Origin of the sequence: Kibdelosporangium phytohabitans (genome assembly GCF_001302585.1) — a bacterium.
GTDB classification, from domain to species: domain Bacteria; phylum Actinomycetota; class Actinomycetes; order Mycobacteriales; family Pseudonocardiaceae; genus Kibdelosporangium; species Kibdelosporangium phytohabitans.
In genome coordinates this window covers 6,698,326-6,715,743 of record NZ_CP012752.1, presented here as the reverse complement: position 1 = coordinate 6,715,743, position 17,418 = coordinate 6,698,326, and the positions used below count along the sequence as shown (strand labels likewise).

At 68.9% G+C, this 17,418-nt stretch carries 13 protein-coding genes; 10 read left to right on the top strand and 3 right to left on the bottom strand.

Going from position 1 to position 17,418, the window contains the following annotated elements; genetic code table 11:
* Window positions 1–1,134 precede the first annotated feature (1,134 nt).
* Window positions 1,135–2,073 (bottom strand): alpha/beta fold hydrolase, encoded by a 939-nt coding sequence (locus AOZ06_RS30275; protein ID WP_054292516.1) that lies wholly within the window; start codon window positions 2,071–2,073, stop codon window positions 1,135–1,137.
* 351 nt (window positions 2,074–2,424) lie between these two features.
* Between AOZ06_RS30275 and AOZ06_RS30270 the strand changes: the two genes are divergently transcribed.
* Genes AOZ06_RS30270 through AOZ06_RS30230 form a run of 9 tightly spaced genes read left to right on the top strand, consistent with a single transcriptional unit; the run spans window position 2,425 to window position 14,146 of the window.
* Window positions 2,425–3,684, top strand: a complete 1,260-nt coding sequence (locus AOZ06_RS30270) for an aminotransferase family protein (RefSeq protein ID WP_054292515.1) — start codon at window positions 2,425–2,427, stop codon at window positions 3,682–3,684.
* A 33-nt stretch (window positions 3,685–3,717) separates the two neighbouring features.
* Entirely contained in the window at window positions 3,718–4,749 is a 1,032-nt protein-coding gene (locus AOZ06_RS30265; protein ID WP_054292514.1) for an ABC transporter substrate-binding protein, read from the top strand.
* A gap of 5 nt (window positions 4,750–4,754) precedes the next feature.
* Complete coding sequence (locus tag AOZ06_RS30260) at window positions 4,755–5,756, top strand: ABC transporter permease (protein WP_225952946.1); 1,002 nt, start codon at window positions 4,755–4,757, stop codon at window positions 5,754–5,756.
* Window positions 5,749–6,543, top strand: a complete 795-nt coding sequence (locus AOZ06_RS30255) for an ABC transporter permease (protein WP_054292513.1) — start codon at window positions 5,749–5,751, stop codon at window positions 6,541–6,543. The genes AOZ06_RS30260 and AOZ06_RS30255 overlap by 8 nt, the downstream gene beginning before the upstream one ends.
* Entirely contained in the window at window positions 6,540–7,556 is a 1,017-nt protein-coding gene (locus AOZ06_RS30250; protein ID WP_054292512.1) for an ABC transporter ATP-binding protein, read from the top strand. Before AOZ06_RS30255 ends, AOZ06_RS30250 begins: the two co-directional genes overlap by 4 nt.
* A 3-nt stretch (window positions 7,557–7,559) precedes the next feature.
* Window positions 7,560–8,585: an extracellular solute-binding protein gene (locus AOZ06_RS30245; protein ID WP_054292511.1), complete on the top strand. Its 1,026-nt coding sequence runs from the start codon at window positions 7,560–7,562 to the stop codon at window positions 8,583–8,585.
* 16 nt (window positions 8,586–8,601) lie between these two features.
* Window positions 8,602–9,666, top strand: coding sequence for an alcohol dehydrogenase catalytic domain-containing protein (locus AOZ06_RS30240; RefSeq protein ID WP_054292510.1), 1,065 nt, complete (start codon window positions 8,602–8,604; stop codon window positions 9,664–9,666).
* Complete coding sequence (locus AOZ06_RS30235; RefSeq protein WP_054292509.1) at window positions 9,666–12,527, top strand: aminotransferase class III-fold pyridoxal phosphate-dependent enzyme; 2,862 nt, start codon at window positions 9,666–9,668, stop codon at window positions 12,525–12,527. Before AOZ06_RS30240 ends, AOZ06_RS30235 begins: the two co-directional genes overlap by 1 nt.
* The gene (locus tag AOZ06_RS30230) at window positions 12,524–14,146 is read left to right on the top strand and encodes an amidohydrolase (RefSeq protein WP_236951788.1); all 1,623 of its coding nucleotides are present in this window, start codon (window positions 12,524–12,526) and stop codon (window positions 14,144–14,146) included. Before AOZ06_RS30235 ends, AOZ06_RS30230 begins: the two co-directional genes overlap by 4 nt.
* Before the next feature lie 55 nt (window positions 14,147–14,201).
* On the opposite strand, the gene AOZ06_RS30225 is transcribed toward AOZ06_RS30230, so the two are convergent.
* Together AOZ06_RS30225 and AOZ06_RS30220 are read right to left on the bottom strand one after the other, a co-directional pair.
* Entirely contained in the window at window positions 14,202–15,764 is a 1,563-nt protein-coding gene (locus tag AOZ06_RS30225) for an alpha/beta hydrolase (RefSeq protein ID WP_054292508.1), read from the bottom strand.
* A gap of 87 nt (window positions 15,765–15,851) precedes the next feature.
* Window positions 15,852–16,757 carry a LysR family transcriptional regulator gene (locus AOZ06_RS30220; protein WP_063810133.1) on the bottom strand — a complete coding sequence of 302 codons (906 nt, stop codon included), beginning with the start codon at window positions 16,755–16,757 and terminating at the stop codon, window positions 15,852–15,854.
* A gap of 121 nt (window positions 16,758–16,878) precedes the next feature.
* Here AOZ06_RS30220 and AOZ06_RS30215 point away from each other — a divergent pair, with 121 nt between their 5' ends.
* Window positions 16,879–17,418 (top strand): dihydrofolate reductase family protein, encoded by a 540-nt coding sequence (locus AOZ06_RS30215; RefSeq protein ID WP_054292507.1) that lies wholly within the window; start codon window positions 16,879–16,881, stop codon window positions 17,416–17,418.

The window sequence follows — 17,418 nt, the reverse complement described above, 5'->3', positions numbered from 1 at the left end:
CGGCCAGGCGAGCAACCCCGTTGTCAACCCCTGCGGCTGGATTCGATAGAGTTGGAACCATCGTCGAGGCAACGGCGTTGAGCGTAGGATCGGAACGCGCGCAGACCGCGAACCTGGATCTCGCCCCACGGCAAATCTCGTGGCCCACGTTGGACAAGTCCAGCGTTGCCGACGACAGAGGCACCGCAGACAAGGCCAGCAGCACATGAAGGCCGTTGCCTGTGGCCTGAGGTTCGCAGCTGCCGGCAGCGCTGAGGTGAGGTCGCCTTGCAACTGCCGGTGACGCTGAGGTCCGTTGACAACGGGGTTGCTCGCCTGGCCCGGATCGGCGCTGTCGGCAGCAGCAGCTGGTGGATTCGAGGCCGCGGTTGCTGCTGTTGCCGGAGGCGTCGAGGCTTGTGCCGAGCAGCGGCAGGCCCGAGTGGACACCGGTGTCGCCGTGCCGAGGTCCGCTGTCGTTGGCGGTGCCGAGGTCCGCTGTCTCTGGTGGAATAGCGGCCCGGCTGGGAGGCGGCGAGCCTCGTGACCACGTCAGACAAGATCGAGCGTTGGACAAGTCATGCGGTACGTGAAAGCCGTCGTTGCCGGTGGTGCTGAGATCTGCCGTCGCTGGTGGCCCCGAGGCCCGCACTGATTGGCGACGGGGAGGCCCGCACTGACCGGAGGCAGGGCCCGCGACCATCACCGGTCGGAGGTGGGACACGAGACCACGGACGTGGGGCGGTGGCGAGGTCGGGCGGCACGTGGAAGCCGCTGAACCCGGTGACGCCAAAGTTCCCGCCGAACCCGGTGGCGCCGAGGTTCGAAGCCGCCAGTGGCGCCGCCGAGGTTCGCTGTCGCTGCAAGGTTGGGCATTCGGCTGGCCCCGAGACCCACGCCGGTCAGCGGCACGGCCGCCAGCCTCATCCGGCTGACGACCCCGGCGACCGGTGAGCAGCTCTCGGGGCCAGCGACAGGTCTCGGGGCCAGCGACAGGTCTCGTGGGGCAGCCTCGTGCGGGCTCCAGGCCAAGCGGCAAGGCGGGGAGTCAAGCGGCAAAGACGGGGAGCCAGCCGCAGCACGTCCTGCAGTTCGAGCCGCACCCGGTCGCGCAGGCGCCGCCGTGCCTGGCCGAGTCAAGCGGCAAAGACGGGATCAGCGGCAGGTTTCGCGGGGGAACCGGCCGCCGGACAGGAACTTCAGCACGTCACGGTTGAACTCGCTGGGACGTTCCCAGCTCGCCGAGTGCCCGACCTTGCTGTAGATGATCGAGCTGCTGGCGGGCAGGTGGGCAGTGATCATCCGCAGGATCGGCGGCGGCAGGTAGAGGTCCGCGTCCCCGCCGACCAGCAGGGTACGTACCCGCAGTGTCTCGAGCCTGGCCCAGCTGATCGGTGAGGACAGCTTCTGGCTTTCGATGTCGTGCCCGCCCAGCGACTTGTCCGAGATCTCCAGCCATTTACGCGCGCCTGCCTCGTTCGCGGCGCGGTAGTACGGGCTGAGTTCGAGGAAGTCGTGCCGCATGGCCGAGAACCCCGGTGGCCGCAGCCACTCGGTCACCCGCAGGTACTCCGGGTCCGAGATGCCCATGAAGCTGCTCAGGATCACCAGGCTGTGCAGCCGCTCCGGGTGCAGCAGTGCGTAGTCCGTCGCGTAGTAGCCGCCCAGCGCCGCGCCGATCAGGTGGAATCGGCGCAGGCCGAGGTGGTTGACCAACGCGTGCAGGTCGTCGGCGCCGACGCCTGGGTTTCCCGGCTCGGGCATGGTGGACTTGTAGTGCCCACGCCGTGAGTACGCGATCACCCGGTACCCGGCTTTGGCGAACACGGGCTGCTGGTATGGCCACGACAACGCGCTGCCGCTGCCGGGGTGTGACAGCACGACCGCGGGGCCGTTGCCGCCGGTGTCCCAGAACCATAACCGGGCGCCGGGCACGTCCAGGAAGCTTTCTCTGGCGGGCACCTGCGTGGGGATCGGCTCGGGCGGCAAGGATCCGCACTGCGACCCGCCCTGGGTGGTGTTTGCCGCCGCGGGCGCGGCGGACATCGTGAAGGCGGTGGCGGCGGAGGCCAGGATCGCCCGGCGTCTGCTCATCCTTGTCATGGAAGCTCCTCGCAGGTCACGGGGTGTGTCCACGATGGAGGGCTGGGCCGCACTCCGGTGGACGGCGATGGCGCCGAGCGTGGCAGACCTGTGTTGATAGTGTCAACAGGCGGCGCTGACCCGGCATTACTGGCTCGGTTCAGTGCCCGACCGGCCGCCCGGTGTGTCCGGTGCGGACGCTGTTTTCGCGTTCGCTCCCTGGTGGAGGCGCGAAACGGGGATCGGCTCGCGGTTCAGCTGTTGACAATGACAACAGAGCGGTCGAGACTGGGCCGCCAGAGCCGCTGGGCGGCCGGAGCGTTCACGCGGACGATCGCGATCAAGTTGTGAGGGACGGCGGGCATGACCACACTCGAAGCGATGGACATGGGCGGCATCATCCACCCGCACACCACGATCGGCGCGCCGGACCGCCCGGTGATCTTCGACCGGGGTGAGGGCGCGGTGCTGTGGGACGTCCACGGCAAGTCCTATCTGGATGGAACCTGCGGCCTGTGGCAGTGCCCGGCCGGGCACGGCCGCAAGGAACTCGCCGCCGCCGCGGCCGCCCAGATCGAGCGGCTGGAGTTCTACTCCTCGTTCAACGACTACTCCAACGAACCGGCCATCCGGCTGGCCGACCGGCTGCTCAAGCTGGCACCCGCCGGGATCGAGCGCGTGTTCTTCACCAACGGCGGCTCCGAGGGCAACGAGACCGCGATCAAACTGGCTCGCCTGGCGCAGTACAACGCCGGGCGTCCACAGCGGACCGTGATACTGGCGAGGACCGCCGGCTACCACGGCATGGGCGGCGGATCGCTCTCCGCGACCGGCATCGACCGGCTGCGCACCGGCTTCGGCCCGCTGCTGCCGGACGTGGAGTTCCTCGGCAAGCCGCACAGCCTCGAACACGACACGGACACGCTCGTCGCCGAGCTGGAGAACAAGATCGCCGAGCTGGGCCCGGACCGCATCGCCGCGTTCATCGGCGAGCCGGTGCTCGGCGTCGGCGGCATGGTCCCGCCGCCTGCCGATTACTGGCCGCGCGTCCAGGAGGTCCTGCGCCGTCACGACATCCTGCTGATCCTCGACGAGATCGTGACCGGGTTCGGCCGCGTCGGCCACTGGTTCGCCGCCGAGTACTACGGCATCGAACCGGACATGATCGTCACCGCCAAGGGCCTGTCCAGCGGTTACATCCCGATGGGCGCCGTGCTGATCGGCAGGCGCGTGCTGGACCTCGCCGACGGCGCCACGTTCTCACACGGCTTCACCTACAACGGCCACCCCGTCGGCGCCGCCGTCGCACTGGCCAACTTGGACATCCTCGAACGCGAAGGCCTGCTGGAACGCGCCAAGACGGTCGGCGCCCGGGTGATGGACGGCCTCGCGCCGCTGGGCGAGCTCGCCCATGTCCGCGAGGTGCGGGGCGTCGGGCTGATGCTCGGCATCGAGCTCGACCGTGACGCCGCCAGCGTCCAGGCCGGTGCACGAGCGGACGGGTTGATCATCCGCGCCGCCGGCAACAACATCGTCATCTCGCCGCCGTTGGTGATCACCGACGAGCAGGCCGACACCCTCGTCCGCGTCGTGTCAACGCACGTGCGGGCAGCCGGGAACTGACCAGGAGAGTCAACGCCGACTTCGGAGGTCGCCGTGCGCCGTACCAGAACACCCGGTTGCCTGGCACTGGTCCTGCTCCTCGCGACCGCGTGCGGCGGGAGCGGGTCGGGCGAGCCGTCGCTCACGTTCGTGTCCACCGGGAGCTCCTTCCAGGAAAACCAGAAGATCGCGTGGCAGCAGCCGTACACCGAGCAGAGCGGGACGAAGTTCCGCAACGACGGCCCGGTGGACGAGGCCAAGCTGCGCACCATGGTCGAGGCGGGCAAGGTCACCTGGGACGTGGTCGACACCAGCGCGGCCGCGGCCGAGCAGTACTGCGGCAAGTACGTGGAGAAGCTGGACTTCTCCGTGATCGACCGCAGTGCCTTCCCGCCGGAGACGGTCAGCGAATGCGGTGTCCCGGCGTTCTACTACAGCATCCTGTTCATGTACGACACCAGGAAGTTCACCGCCGCGAAGCCCACGACGATCGCGGACTTCTTCGACCCGGTGCGCTTCCCCGGCCGCAGGATCGTCCCGCCGGACGTCGCGACCGGCTTGCTGGAGTACGCCCTGCTGGCAGACGGTGTGCCTGCCGGGCAGCTGTACCCGCTCGACGTCGAGCGCGCACTGCGCAAGCTCGACGTGATCAAGCCGATCACCACGTTCGCCAAGACCTACGGGCAGATGCAGCAGTCCATGGTGGACGGCCAAGTCGACCTGACGCTTGTGTCGACGGCACGGGCCTACCAGACGCTCAAAGCAGGCGCGCCATTCGAGACGGTGTGGGACAAGACGATGGTGAACTGGAACGACCTGGTGGTGCCGAAGGGCTCACCGAACCGGGACCAGGCGATGAAGTTCATCGCGTTCGCCAGCAAACCCGAACAGGCGGTGAAGTTCTCCGAACTGGCCTCGGTCCAGTCGGCCCATCAGAACGCCACCCCGAAGTTCGACGAGATCCAGCGCCGCATCGACGCGTTCGCACCGGAACACAAGCACACCGTGGTGCTCGGCAACGCGAAGTGGTGGGCGCAGAACTTCGACGCGGTGACCGCACGGTTCAGCAAGTGGCTGGCGGGGTGACGCCGATGCCCTCGAACAACCGGGACCGCAGGCCAGGCAGCAAGCCGGCCACTGAGGTGGACACCGGGCAAGTCGCCGAGTTGGAAGACACGTCGGCCGTCATGCTTGTCAGCAAGCCGGACGTTGGGCTAGATGTCGAGCCCACTACTGCGGCGCCCGACCCGGCACGGCGCAACCGCCGGACAGTGGCCGGGTGGGTTCTGTTGCCCGCGGTCGCGGTGCTGCTGGTGTTCTTCTTCTACCCCTTGGCCATCATCGTGTGGCGCAGCTTCACCGAACCGGCGGTCGGGCTGGACAACTACTCGGCCTTGTTCACCGACGGGGTCTCGGTCACCGTTCTGCTGCGCACGCTGCGGACCGCGTTGATCGTCGGCCTGGCGACACTCGTCATCGCCTACCCGTACGCCTACGCCATGACGCGCGTGTCACGTCGCATGCGCGCGGTACTCACTGTGCTGGTGTTGCTGCCGTTCTGGACTTCGGTGATGGCCCGTAACTTCGCCTGGTATCTCCTGGAGCAACGTGGCGGGTTGATCGATCGGTTCTTCTCCGCGATCGGCATCGACGGCGTCGTCCTGCTGGGCAGCGTCACCGGTGTCACGGTGGCGATGGTCCAGGTGATGTTGCCGTTCATGGTGTTGCCGCTCTACAGCACGATGAGCACCATCGACCTGCGGCTGATGGACGCGGCCACCAGCCTCGGCGCGTCCCGTCCGAAGTCCTTCGCCCGCGTCTACGTCCCGCTGTCGCTGCCGGGTGTGGTGTCCGGCTTCAGCCTGGTGTTCATCGTGACGCTCGGGTTCTTCATCACACCCGCCCTGCTGGGCAGCCCGCAGCAGTCGCTGGTGTCCCAGGTGATCGAGACCAGGGTCGGTGACCTGCTGGACTTCCCGGGCGCGGGTGCGCTGGGCACGGTGCTGCTGGTCGTGACTCTTCTCGTGTTGTTCGCGGTGAGCCGGGTCGCCCGGCCTGCGACCGCGCTGAACCAGGCGGTGGACCGTGCCTGACGCGAACCGGAAGATCGGGTGGGGCCTGCGCCTGTGGGTGCTCGCGGTGGCCGTGCTGCTGCTCGCGCCGACGCTCGTGGTCATTCCCATGAGCCTCGGTGCCGGTCAGACGTTCGAGTTCCCGCCGAAGCAGTGGTCACTGCGCTGGTACGAGGAGTTCTTCTCCTCGCCGCAGTGGATGGACTCCGTGATCACCTCGGTCCAGGCCGCTGTGCTGACGGGCGTGCTCGCCACGGTCATCGGCGTGGCCGCCGCGATCGGGCTGGACCGTGGCCGCTTCCCCGGGCGGGAGATGCTGCGCTCGGCCATGATGGCGCCGATGATCGTGCCCGGGATCGTGGTCGCGATCGCCATCTACGCCACGTTCCTGCGCTGGCACCTCAACGGCACGCTCCTCGGGTTCGTGCTGGCGCACACGGTCCTTGCCGTGCCGTTCGTGATCACGTCCGTGTCGGCCAGCCTCGCCGGGTACGACCGCACGGTGGAGATCGCCGCGGCCAGCCTCGGCGCGTCCGGCTGGACGATCGTGCGCCGGATCACGTTGCCGCTGCTGGCACCGGGCATCGCGTCCGGTTTCGTGTTCGCGTTCGTCACCTCGTTCGACGAGGTCGTGATCGCGTTGTTCCTGCAGACACCGGACATCCGCACGCTGCCGGTCCAGATGTACGACTCGATCACGCTGGAGATCGACCCGACCATCGCCGCGGCGTCCAGCCTGATCGTCGTGGTCACCACCGCGGCACTGCTGCTGCCCCAACTCATCCGCCGACGCCGGAGCGACGCATGAACCCTTCCGCCAGCCACGGGATCCGGATCTCCGGAGTGTCCAAAGTGTTCGCCGGACTGCCCCGGCCCGCGGTCGACGACGTCTCGCTGGACATCGCGCCGGGGGAGTTCATGACGTTCCTCGGCCCGTCCGGTTCCGGCAAGACCACCACGCTGTCCATGATCGCCGGGTTCGTCCCGTTGACCAGTGGCTCGATCTGCGTCGACGGCAAGGACATCAGCGGCCTCAAACCGCACAAGCGCGACCTCGGCGTGGTGTTCCAGCAGTACGCGCTGTTCCCGCACCTCACCGTGGCCAAGAACGTGGCGTTCCCGCTGCAACAGCGCGCCGTGCCCAAGTCCGAGGTCCAGAGCCGCGCGGCCGACGCGCTGACCCTGGTCGGGCTGTCCGACTGCGCCGACCGGTTGCCACGGCAGCTGTCCGGCGGCCAGCAGCAACGCGTCGCGCTGGCCCGTGCCGTGGTCTACCAGCCTCGCGCGCTGCTGATGGACGAGCCGCTCGGCGCGCTGGACAAGAAGCTGCGCGACCAGCTGCGCAAGGAAATCGCCCGGATGCACCGCGAACTGGGGATGACGTTCCTGTTCGTGACGCACGACCAGGAAGAGGCGCTGACGCTGTCCGACCGGATCGCCGTGTTCAACAACGGCAAGGTGGAACAGGTCGGGACACCCACCGAGCTGTACGAGCGACCGGCGACGTTGTTCGTGGCCCAGTTCCTCGGCGAGTCCAACGTCTTCACCGAAGACGGCGACCACGGCGCGATCGTGGTCCGGCCGGAGCGGCTGGACCTGCACGCCGGGCCGGACAGCGTGCCCAGCGGTCACCAGCGCCGCAAGGCCGTGATCACCGAGGTCGTCTACGTCGGCAACCACCACCGGATCGGGCTGCGGTTCGACGACGGCGCCGAGGGCTCGGCGATGCGGCTGGCCGGGGCCGCGCTGCCCGCGGCGCCCGGCGAGACGGTGATCGCCAGCTGGAGCCAGAGCCATCAGACCAGTGTTCAAGGAGGGTGAGTCGTGCGTCGACTGGGATTGGCGGCTGTCGTCGCCGTGTTGCTCGCGTCCTGCGGCACCGGCGGGGACGGCAAGTCGCTGACGTTCGTGTCGTACGGCAAAGGCGCGTACCAGGATGGGCAGCAGAAGGGATTCCTGGAGCCGTACCAGAAGGACACGGGCGTCAAGGTCGTCCTGGACGGCCCGTCGGACAACGCGAAACTGCGCGCCATGGTCGAGGCCGGCCGTGTCACGTGGGACGTCGTCGACACGGACGCGTTCATGGCACGTGAGCACTGCGGGACCTTGCTGGAGAAGATCGACGTCGGTCCGCTGAAGGACAGCTTCCCGCCCGGCACGTTGTCCGAGTGCGGCGTCCCCGCGGCACTGTTCGGGCTGATGCTGATGTACAACGAGAAGACCTACGGCGCCAACCCGCCCACCAGCCTCGCGGACTTCTTCGACCCGGTCAAATTCCCCGGCAAGCGCGTTGTGTACGCCAAGGACCCGTCCACCGGCCAGCTCGAGGCCGCGTTGCTCGCCGACGGCGTGCCCGTGGACAAGCTGTACCCGCTGGACATGGACCGCGCGATGCGGATGTACGGCAAGATCCGCCGCGACCTCACGCTGGCCCAGACCTACGGCCAGCAACAGCAGGTCATGGTGGACAACCAGGCCGACATGGCGCTGATCGTCAGCGCTCGCGCGTACTCGACGCTCAAAGCCGGTGGTACGCAGTGGAAACGTGTTTCCACCAAAGTACCCGTGACCTGGGACGTGTTCGTGGTGCCGAAGGGCAGCAAGCACAAGGACCTGGCCCAGGAGCTGATCAAGTACGCCTCCGGCCCGGAACAGGGCGCGAAGTTCGCCGAGCTGTCCGGCGCGGGTGCCGCCAACACGGCGGCCAAATCGGGCCTGAACGACATCCAGCGGCAGATCGACGTGCTCAGCCCGCAACGGGCGGCCGACGCGGTGTTCATCAACGCCGACTGGTGGACCGGCAACTACAGCCGGGTCGTGCAGACGTGGACGTCATGGCAGACCGGCTGAGCCGAAGGAGGATCTGATGCGGGCCGCGGTGTTGCAGCACAGCGGAGTGGACGGGATCGGGATACGGGACGGCGTGTCCACCATGGACGTCAGCGACGTACTGGTCCGGGTCAGGGTACGCGCGGCAGGGGTGTGCCATTCGGACCTGTCCGCGGCCACCGGACGGCTCGGCATCACCCCACCGGTGGTGCTCGGCCACGAGGCCGCCGGTGAGGTCGTGGAAACCGGTCCGGACGTGCACGGATTCGCCGCGGGCGACCGCGTGATGGTGTCCTGGGTGCCGCAGTGCGGGACTTGCCCGTGGTGCCGCCGGGCACAACCCGAGCTGTGCACGTACAACACGACGCCCGGCTACCGGCGGCCACGGTTCGTGGTGGACGGCACGCCCGTGGCGGCGCAGGCGGGCTGCGGTGCGTTCGCGGAAGAGATCGTGGTGACACAGCACAACCTGGTGTCGTTGCCTGACGACGTGCCGTTCGAGATCGGCGCGCTGGTCAGCTGCGGCATCACCACAGGCGTGGGCGCGGTCCGCAACACCGCGGCGCTTCGACAGGGAGACAGCGTCGTGGTGATCGGGTGCGGCGGCGTCGGGATGGCCGTTGTGCAGGCCGCCCGCGCCGCCGGCGCGTCCGAGGTGCTCGCGGTCGACCCGGTCGCCGCGAAACGCGAGCTCGCGTTGACACTCGGTGCGACCACTGTGGCCGCGCCGGACGAACTGGCCGGCACGATCGGGGACGGATTCGACGTGGCATTCGAAGCGGTCGGGATTCCCGACACCATCCGGGCGGCCTACGACGCCACCCGGCGGGGCGGCACCACCGTCGTGGTCGGCGTCGGGGCGCCGGACGCGGTGGTGCCGTTCACCGCCCGCGAGTTGTACGCCAGCGGCCGTCGCCTGGTCGGCTCGGTGTTCGGCTCCAGCGACGTGCGCAGGGACTACCCCCGCGTGATCCGGTCGTGGCAGGACGGCACGCTCCGGCTCGAACCGCTGATCAGCGACCGGATCGGGCTGGCTGACGTGCCGCAGGCCCTGGAAGCGTTGCGCGCGGGCTCGGCGCTGCGATCGGTGGTGGTGTTCTGATGTCCGCTGTCGACTCCCGGTACCAACGGATCACCGCCGGTGTCCCGGAGCTGGACGACGGCACAGTGCGTGACGTACTGCGTGACGGTTTCGGCGTGACCGCCGTGCGCACCCGGCCGTTGGCGGGGGAGACCGACCGCAATCTGTGGGTCGCCGACGAATCCGGCGTGGAGTACGTGTTCAAGGTCTGCTCCGCCGACGATCTCGCTGCCGTGCGGTTCCAGAACGCGCTCCTGCGGCACCTGGCCGGCCACGCACCGGACCTGCCTGTTCCCCAGGTGGTCGGGGACGTGATCCCGGTCGCCGGTGACCTGGTGGCCCGGCTGCTCACCTGGTTGCCGGGCGCGCCACTGGCCGAGGTCGGCAGGCGCAGCGCGGAGCTGGTCGCCGACGTCGGAGCCATGGCGGGCAAGCTCGCCGCCGCGACCACAACCTGGCGACACCCGGACCTGCCGCCGCCGCACTACTGGGAGTTCCCGCACGCGCCCACCGCGCTGGCCGAGTCGCTGCCCGCCGTGGCCGACCCGGGCCTGCGGGCGTCGATCGCACTGGTGGAAGCCGAGTTCGTGCCGGCGTTGGACCAGCTGGCCGCGTTGCCGCAGGGCGTGGTCCACCACGATCTGAACGCGTTCAACATCCTGGTCGGCCCCGGCCCGGTCCGGCGCGTGATCGGCGTGATCGACTTCGGCGACGCCCAGCGCACCGCTCGCGTCGCCGACCTGGCCGTTCTGCTGGCCAGCGCGATGCGCGGCCAGCCGCACCCCCTCCGCGTGGCTGCCGCGCTGACCGCCGCCTACCACCGCGTGTGCCCACTCACCGAGGCAGAGCTGGACCTGCTGTTCCCCATGCTGGCGGTGCGGGCAGCGACCGTGGCGGCCACCACCGCCCGGCTTCATTCCGCCAGCAGCCACGGCGACCCGCGACACCGCTCACCGGCAGCGGCCGACCTGGTCCGTGTCGTGGCCGAGATCCCCGCTCACGTCGGCGCGGCGACGCTCCGGCAGGCGTGCGGGCTGTCGGCCCACCCAGCCTGTGACGCGGTCACGGGCTGGGTCACCGCCAATCCCGGCGGCGCGATCGTCGGCTTCGACCTGCCGCCGGTCGACCTGTCGGCGGGCAGCGCCGTGTTCGACGACGTCGATCCACGTGACCCGGCAGCGTTGCGTGCGGCGGAATCAGCCGCGGCGCGCTCCTCGATCGGTCGCTACGGCGAGCCGCGGTTCGCCGACGGCGGCGCTGTCCGAACAGGACTCGACGTGTTCGCCGCCGCCGGAACGCCCGTGACAGCACCGCTGAACGGAACCGTGGAACCGGGCAACCCGGCCGCCGACCTGGTACTCCGGCACGAACCAGCACCCGGGGTCCGCTTCTGGACCATCTACAACGGACTGTCGTCGGCCGGCAGCGGAAAGGTGACTGCCGGACAGCGCATCGGCGAGATCGGCCCGGCTGAACGCCTGCTTGTTCAGCTGTCCGTGTTCCCGCTCACCGGGTGGCGCCAAGTTCCGGGGACGGTGGCCCACGAGGACGCACCCGTGTGGCAGCAGTTGCTACCCGATCCCAGCCCGCTGGTCGGTGGCGCGGTGTGGACTCCGGCGACGGAACGCGCACTGGAAAGCCGTGAACGGCACCTGCCGCGCACGCATCCGACGTACTTCAGCGCCCCGGTGAACATGGTGCGCGCCAGGGACTGCCGTTTCTACGACGAGACCGGGCGCGGCTATCTGGACGCCCTGAACAACGTCACGCTGCTCGGCCACGCCCATCCCAGGCTGGTGGCCGCCGCGACGCGGCAGTTGAAGCGGCTCAACACCAACAGCCGGTTCGTCTACGACGTGCTGACCGAGTACGCCGAGGCCCTGACCGCGACCCTGCCGGCCGGCCTGGACGTGGTCTATTTCCTCAACTCCGGCAGCGAGGCCAACGACCTGGCTCTGCGCATGGCCCGGTACATATCCGGCCGGGACAACGTCGTCATCATCGACGACGCTTACCACGGCTACACAACGACTGTGGCTGACGTGAGCCCGTCACGGTACAAGCACTACGGCAAGCCGGACACCACACATCCCACGCCCGTACCCGACCGCTATCGCGGTGCCTACGGCTATGACGACCCGGATGCCGGTCCGAAGTACGCCCAGCACGTCATCGACACGATCGACGAGGTCAATCCGGCGGCGTTCCTGTACGAGGCACTGCTGGCCGGTGGTGGCCAGGTCGTGCTGCCGCCCGGCTACCTCGCGCCCATCCACGACGCGGCACGGCAGCGTGGCGTGTTCACCATCGCCGACGAGGTCCAGGTGGGATTCGGCCGGCTCGGCGAGGCGTTCTGGGGATTCCAGACCCAGGACGTGGTGCCCGACTTCGTCACCATGGGCAAGGCCATGGGCAACGGGTTCCCGGTGGCCGCGCTGGTCACCACGCGGGAGATCTCGGAGGCGTTCGACCGCACCGGGCGCTTCTTCTCGACGTACGGCGGCAACCCGGTCTCCTGCGCGGTCGGCCTGGAACTCCTGCGTGTCATGGACGAAGAACGCCTCCAGGACAACGCGCTGACCGTCGGCCAGTACCTGCGCGACCAGCTCAGCGGGCTCGCCACCCGCCACCCGCTCATCGGTGACGTCCGGGGCCAGGGTTTCTACAGCGGCGTGGAATTCGTCCTGGACCGCACCACCAAGAAACCCGCCATCCCGGAGACGCTGACCGTCTGCGAACGGATGAAGGAGGAAGGCGTGCTGGTGTACCCCACTGGGCCGTCGTGGAACATCCTCAAGATCAAACCGCCGCTGACGTTCACCCGGGCGCACGCCGACGAGATGACCGCGGCACTGGACCGAGTACTGGAGGCAGGCTGGTGACCACCGCACCGGACATCGTGCTGCGCGGCGGCAAGGTGCTGACCGTCGACGACGACTTCAGCGTGACGTCGGCGCTGGCGATCACCGGCGACCGCGTCACCGCCATCGGCGACGAGGCCACCGCGTCGATCGGGCCCGGCACCCGCGTGATCGACCTCGACGGCCGCGCGGTCCTGCCCGGCATCAACGACGCACACCTGCACCTGGCCATGTTCGGGCAATCCCGCCGCAACGCCGATCTGACCACAGTGGACTCTGTGGCGGCGCTGCACACCGTCCTGCGCGAGCAGGCGCCGCGTGGCGGCTGGCTGGTCGGTGAGGGCTGGCGCGAAGCGAACATCCCGGATTTCCAACCGCACCGATCGGTGCTCGATCCGGTCACCGAGGACGTCCCGGCGGTGCTGCACCACGCGTCCCGGCATTCGGTCCTGGTCAACACCGCCGCGCTGCGCCTGGCGGGCATCGACGGGCACACAACGGATCCGGTGGGCGGGATCATCGTCCGCGACACCGACGGCGAACCGACCGGCATGCTGCTGGAGTCCGCAGGGGAACTGGTCACCCGGCACATTCCCGCGTTGTCCACAGAGGAACGGCTCGAGGCGATCGCCGACGGCATGCGCGTGCTGAACACCATGGGCGTCACCAGCGTGACCGATCCGATCGTCTGGCCGGAACTCCTGCGCGACTACACCGTGCTGCAGCAACAAGGACGACTGACCGTACGTGTCAACGCGTTGCTGCACTGGGACTGGCCGTCGCCGTCCACCTCGCTGGAACGCCTGACCACGATGCTCGGGCAGACAGGCGCGGCGACCGGACTCGGCGACAGCTGGCTCAGGGTCGGGGGAGTGAAGCTCTTCGCCGACGGCGTTCCCAGCCACGGCACGGCATGGCTGCACGACCCGTACCCGGACGGCACCTCAGGACACCTCGTGACCCCCGGCGCGGACGACGACGCCCGCTACACTCACTTGCTGGACCTCATCGAGGTCGTGCACCGCCACCGCCTGCAAGCCCAGATCCACGTCACCGGCGATCGGGCGGCGGACGCGGCAGCGGACGGAATCATCCGGGCGCAAGCCAAGGATCCGTGGCCGGAGGCCCGTCACGCGTTGATCCACGGCACTCTCTTGGCGCCGGAGACGATCCGTCGCCTGGGCGAGCACAACATCGGCGTCATCACGAGTTCGCTGATGAGAACCCACAGCGGAGCCACGATCAGCGCGGCTGTGGGCGTGGAACGCTGGCAGCAGGCGTTTCCCGCCGGAGCTCTGCTCGCGGCCGGAGCGCCGGTCGCGGACAGTTCCGACGCCCCCGTGTGCTTTCCCGACTGGCGCCGGGGCCTGGCCACGTTCACCGGCGTGGCCGCGCATCCCCTGGCGGAGGTCCCGGCGGACCTGCGGCTCACCCGTGCGCAGGCGATCCGCCTCTGGACGGTGAACCCGGCCTACTTCGAGCACGCCGAACACCACAAAGGCACGCTCACCCCGGGACACCTGGCCGACCTCGTCGTGCTCGACCAGGATCCGCTGTCCGTACCGGACACCGCGCTCGCCGGCCTGAAACCGGAACTGACCATCGTCGGCGGGCGAACCGTCCACGACGGGATGAACTAGGGCCCGTGTCGATCCGGCTCTCCGTCCCACGCAGGGACGGAGAGCCGGAACCGTGCTACGACTGCGGAGAAAGAACAGCCGGCCGTGCGGCCGCGGCGGTGGCCGGGGTCGGCACGGGCAGCGGGTGCGGCGCGATGTCGGTGTCACCGTTGGGCAGGACACCGTTGACCAGGTAGTCCCCGCCGATGCGCTGAGCGTCCCAGTTGACCATCGACTGGTGGGCGCCGAACACGCAGTGGGTGCCCGAGCCGCGCTCGGTGACCAGCACCGAACTGGGCAGCTGCTTGTGCATCGCGACCGTGTTCACGTACGGCGTCGCGGAATCCCCTTCGGTGCCGAACATCAGGATCGGCGGCAGGTTCCTGCCCGACGGCACGATCCGCTGGTCGTGCCCGGCGTGCCAGTTGGCGCACGCGGACGGGATCGACACGTTGTACCAGGCGAAGTCGCTGGTCCTGGCCAGCTCGGTGAAGTCGCGTTCGATCTTGGCCCGGTCGGACGGCGCGTCGGAGTCGACGCAGGCGATCGAGATCATCCCGGCGATCATCCGCTCACCGGCCGCGCCGCCACCGGGGGTCGCCCAGTCCAGCACAGCGGTCTCGTCACCGCGCAGCACGTAGTCGGCCATCGCCTTGGCGAGCGGCTCCCAGTAGAGCTCGTGGGACAGGTTGGCGATGTAGACGTCCATCAGCTCGACGGCACCGACGTTCTTCCTCGGTCCGCGTGGTCGCTGCCGGAAGTCGCCGAGCAGCTTCTGCCAGGCCGCGTTCACCTCGTCGTGGGTCTTGCCGAGGTGGAACACGTTGTCGTACTTGGCGATCCACTCCAGGTAGGTGCGCTGGCGGGCCACTCCCGCGACGACCTGCCCGGTCGAGTTGTCGTACCACATCTGCTGGTCCACCGGGTTCATGGTGCTGTCGAGGATCATCCGGTCGATCCGCTGCGGGTACGTCTGCGCGTACGCCGAACCGAGGTAGGTGCCGTAGGAGTAGCCGAGGTAGCTGATCTTCTCCTCCCCGAGCAGCGTGCGCACGTGGTCCATGTCCTTGATCACGTTGCGGCTGCCGGTGTGCTTGAGCACGTCGCCGTTCTTGTCCGCGCACGACTTGGCGAATGCCTTCCAGCGCTCCCAGCTCTTGTCCCGCTCCTCGGGGCGGTCCGGGTCCGGCTGCAACTCGCTCCAGTAGTCGTCGCCGACGCAGCTCAGCGGCTGGCTGTGACCGGTGCCGCGGGAGTCGATACCGATGACGTCGTACGCCGCAAGCACTTCCGCGGGCATCCGCGTGTGCCCGCTCGGGCTCGGATGGGTCAGTTTGCCCGCGGCCATCACGGCGGAGTTCGCCGGACCACCGGGGTTGACGAAAAGCACACCGCGCCGTTTCGCCGGGTTCGTGCTCGCGTGCTTCGTGACGAGCACGTCGATCCGCGCGCCGAACGGCCGCGAGTAGTCGAGCGGCACGTTCACCGTCGCACACTTCAGCTTCGCGTAAACCTGCGCGACATCTGCCGGGCAGGCACCGAACTCGAGTTGCGACCCGGCGTGCGCGGCCGTGCCGACCGCTGCCGCCGCACCGGCGGCGAGCAGCGTGGTCAGCCCAAGGGTGAGGAATTTCCTCATTCAAGCCCCCAATTCTCGTCGAACGCGGGGACTGTAGCGACAGCGCGGGATACCAGGCCAAGTGCTTCAGGTGAGCGTGAAACGCCTTTACACCACCGACAGCTGGTCCACAGTGGCCACCACGTCGGCGGCGGTGACCGCGAAGGCGCGGATGGCGGCGTTCTCCAGACCGGTCACCCACGTGAGCGCACTGTCCACTGGCGGCTGGTCACGAAGCGGGACGCCGGTGACTTCCGGGTGGTTGTAGTAGTCCAGGAACGACGCGGTGGTCGGGTGAACCAGTTCGCCCCGCGCGATCCTGTGCAGGATGTCGCTGGTCGTGCTGATCGCCTCGCCGCGGCGGATCGGCCGCCCGGACGGTGTCACCGTGGGGAAGTAGGCGTCGTACATGGCTTGTGGTATGCCGCCGCGCGGGATCACGGAGTTGTCCCCGAGGTCCTCGACGGTGGCGTAGCCGCGTTCGGCGAGCGGGTGCCCGGCTCCGACCAGCAGCACCCGGCCTTCCCGGTTCAACGTCGGGCCGACAGTGAGGTCCGTGTCGGTGATCGGCTGGCGGTGCACCATGACGTGGTACAGACCGTTGCGCAGACGGGAAAACTCACCGGGGAACTCCTCGGTGACGGTCAGCCGGCAGTCCGGGTGCCGTTGCTGGAACTCGCGTACGATCCGCGTGAAGAACGGCCCCGCCATGGCATAGCTGGCAACGCAGACGCGCAACTCGCCGCTGACGCCACGAGCCAGGTCGGTGGCGACGGTGACAGCGCGCCGGAAATGCTCGTAGGCCGGGCGTAGCTCTTCGCACAGGCGCTCACCCAAGGCGGTCAGTCGCACGCGCCGGCTGGAGCGTTCGAACAGCCGGCCGCCGAGTCTGTCCTCCACGGCCCGGACAGTCTGGCTGATCCGGGGCTGGGACAGGTAGAGCCGCCGGGCGGTCCGGCCGAAGTGCAGCTCCTCGGCCAGCACCAGCAGGACCTCGACCTCGCGCAACTCCACGGCCGCATCCTACGCCATCGATAAGGTGGGCTTATCGCTGCTGTTCGGGATCGGGCGTTGATCATCCGCGCGGTGAGGCCGACGCTGAGTCGCACATCCCCACCGGACAGGAGAGAACGCCATGCGGATCAAGACGCACATGGGCACCGGTGTCGACGGGTTCATCGCCTCGGCGGACGGGCGGCCGACGCTGCTGTCCATGCCCAACTTCGCCTCCGGCGAGTCACACGGGCACCCGGAGTTCATCGCGGACTGGAGTGCGGTCGTGATGGGCCGCAACACCTTCCTGCCCGCTGTCGGCGGCTCGCACTGGCCGTGGCCGGGTTTACGGGTGTTCGTGCTGACCTCTCAGCCGCTGCCGGACGCCGCACGCGCGGATGTGGTCACCGCGGCCAAACCGGACGAACTGCTGGAGCTGATGCGCGAGGCGGACTTCGCCGGTGACGTCCACCTGGTCGGCGGTCAGCGCACGATCGACGCGTTCCGCTCCATCGGCGCGCTCGACGTCCTCGGCGTCGTGACGCTGCCCATCCTGCTCGGCAACGGCACACCGCTGACCCCGCCGGTCGGCAACGGGCAGTACCTGCGCCTGGAATCGACCAGGACCTTCTCCGACGGCGCGGTCGAGCACATCCACACCCTCGCCGCCCCCGTCGACTGA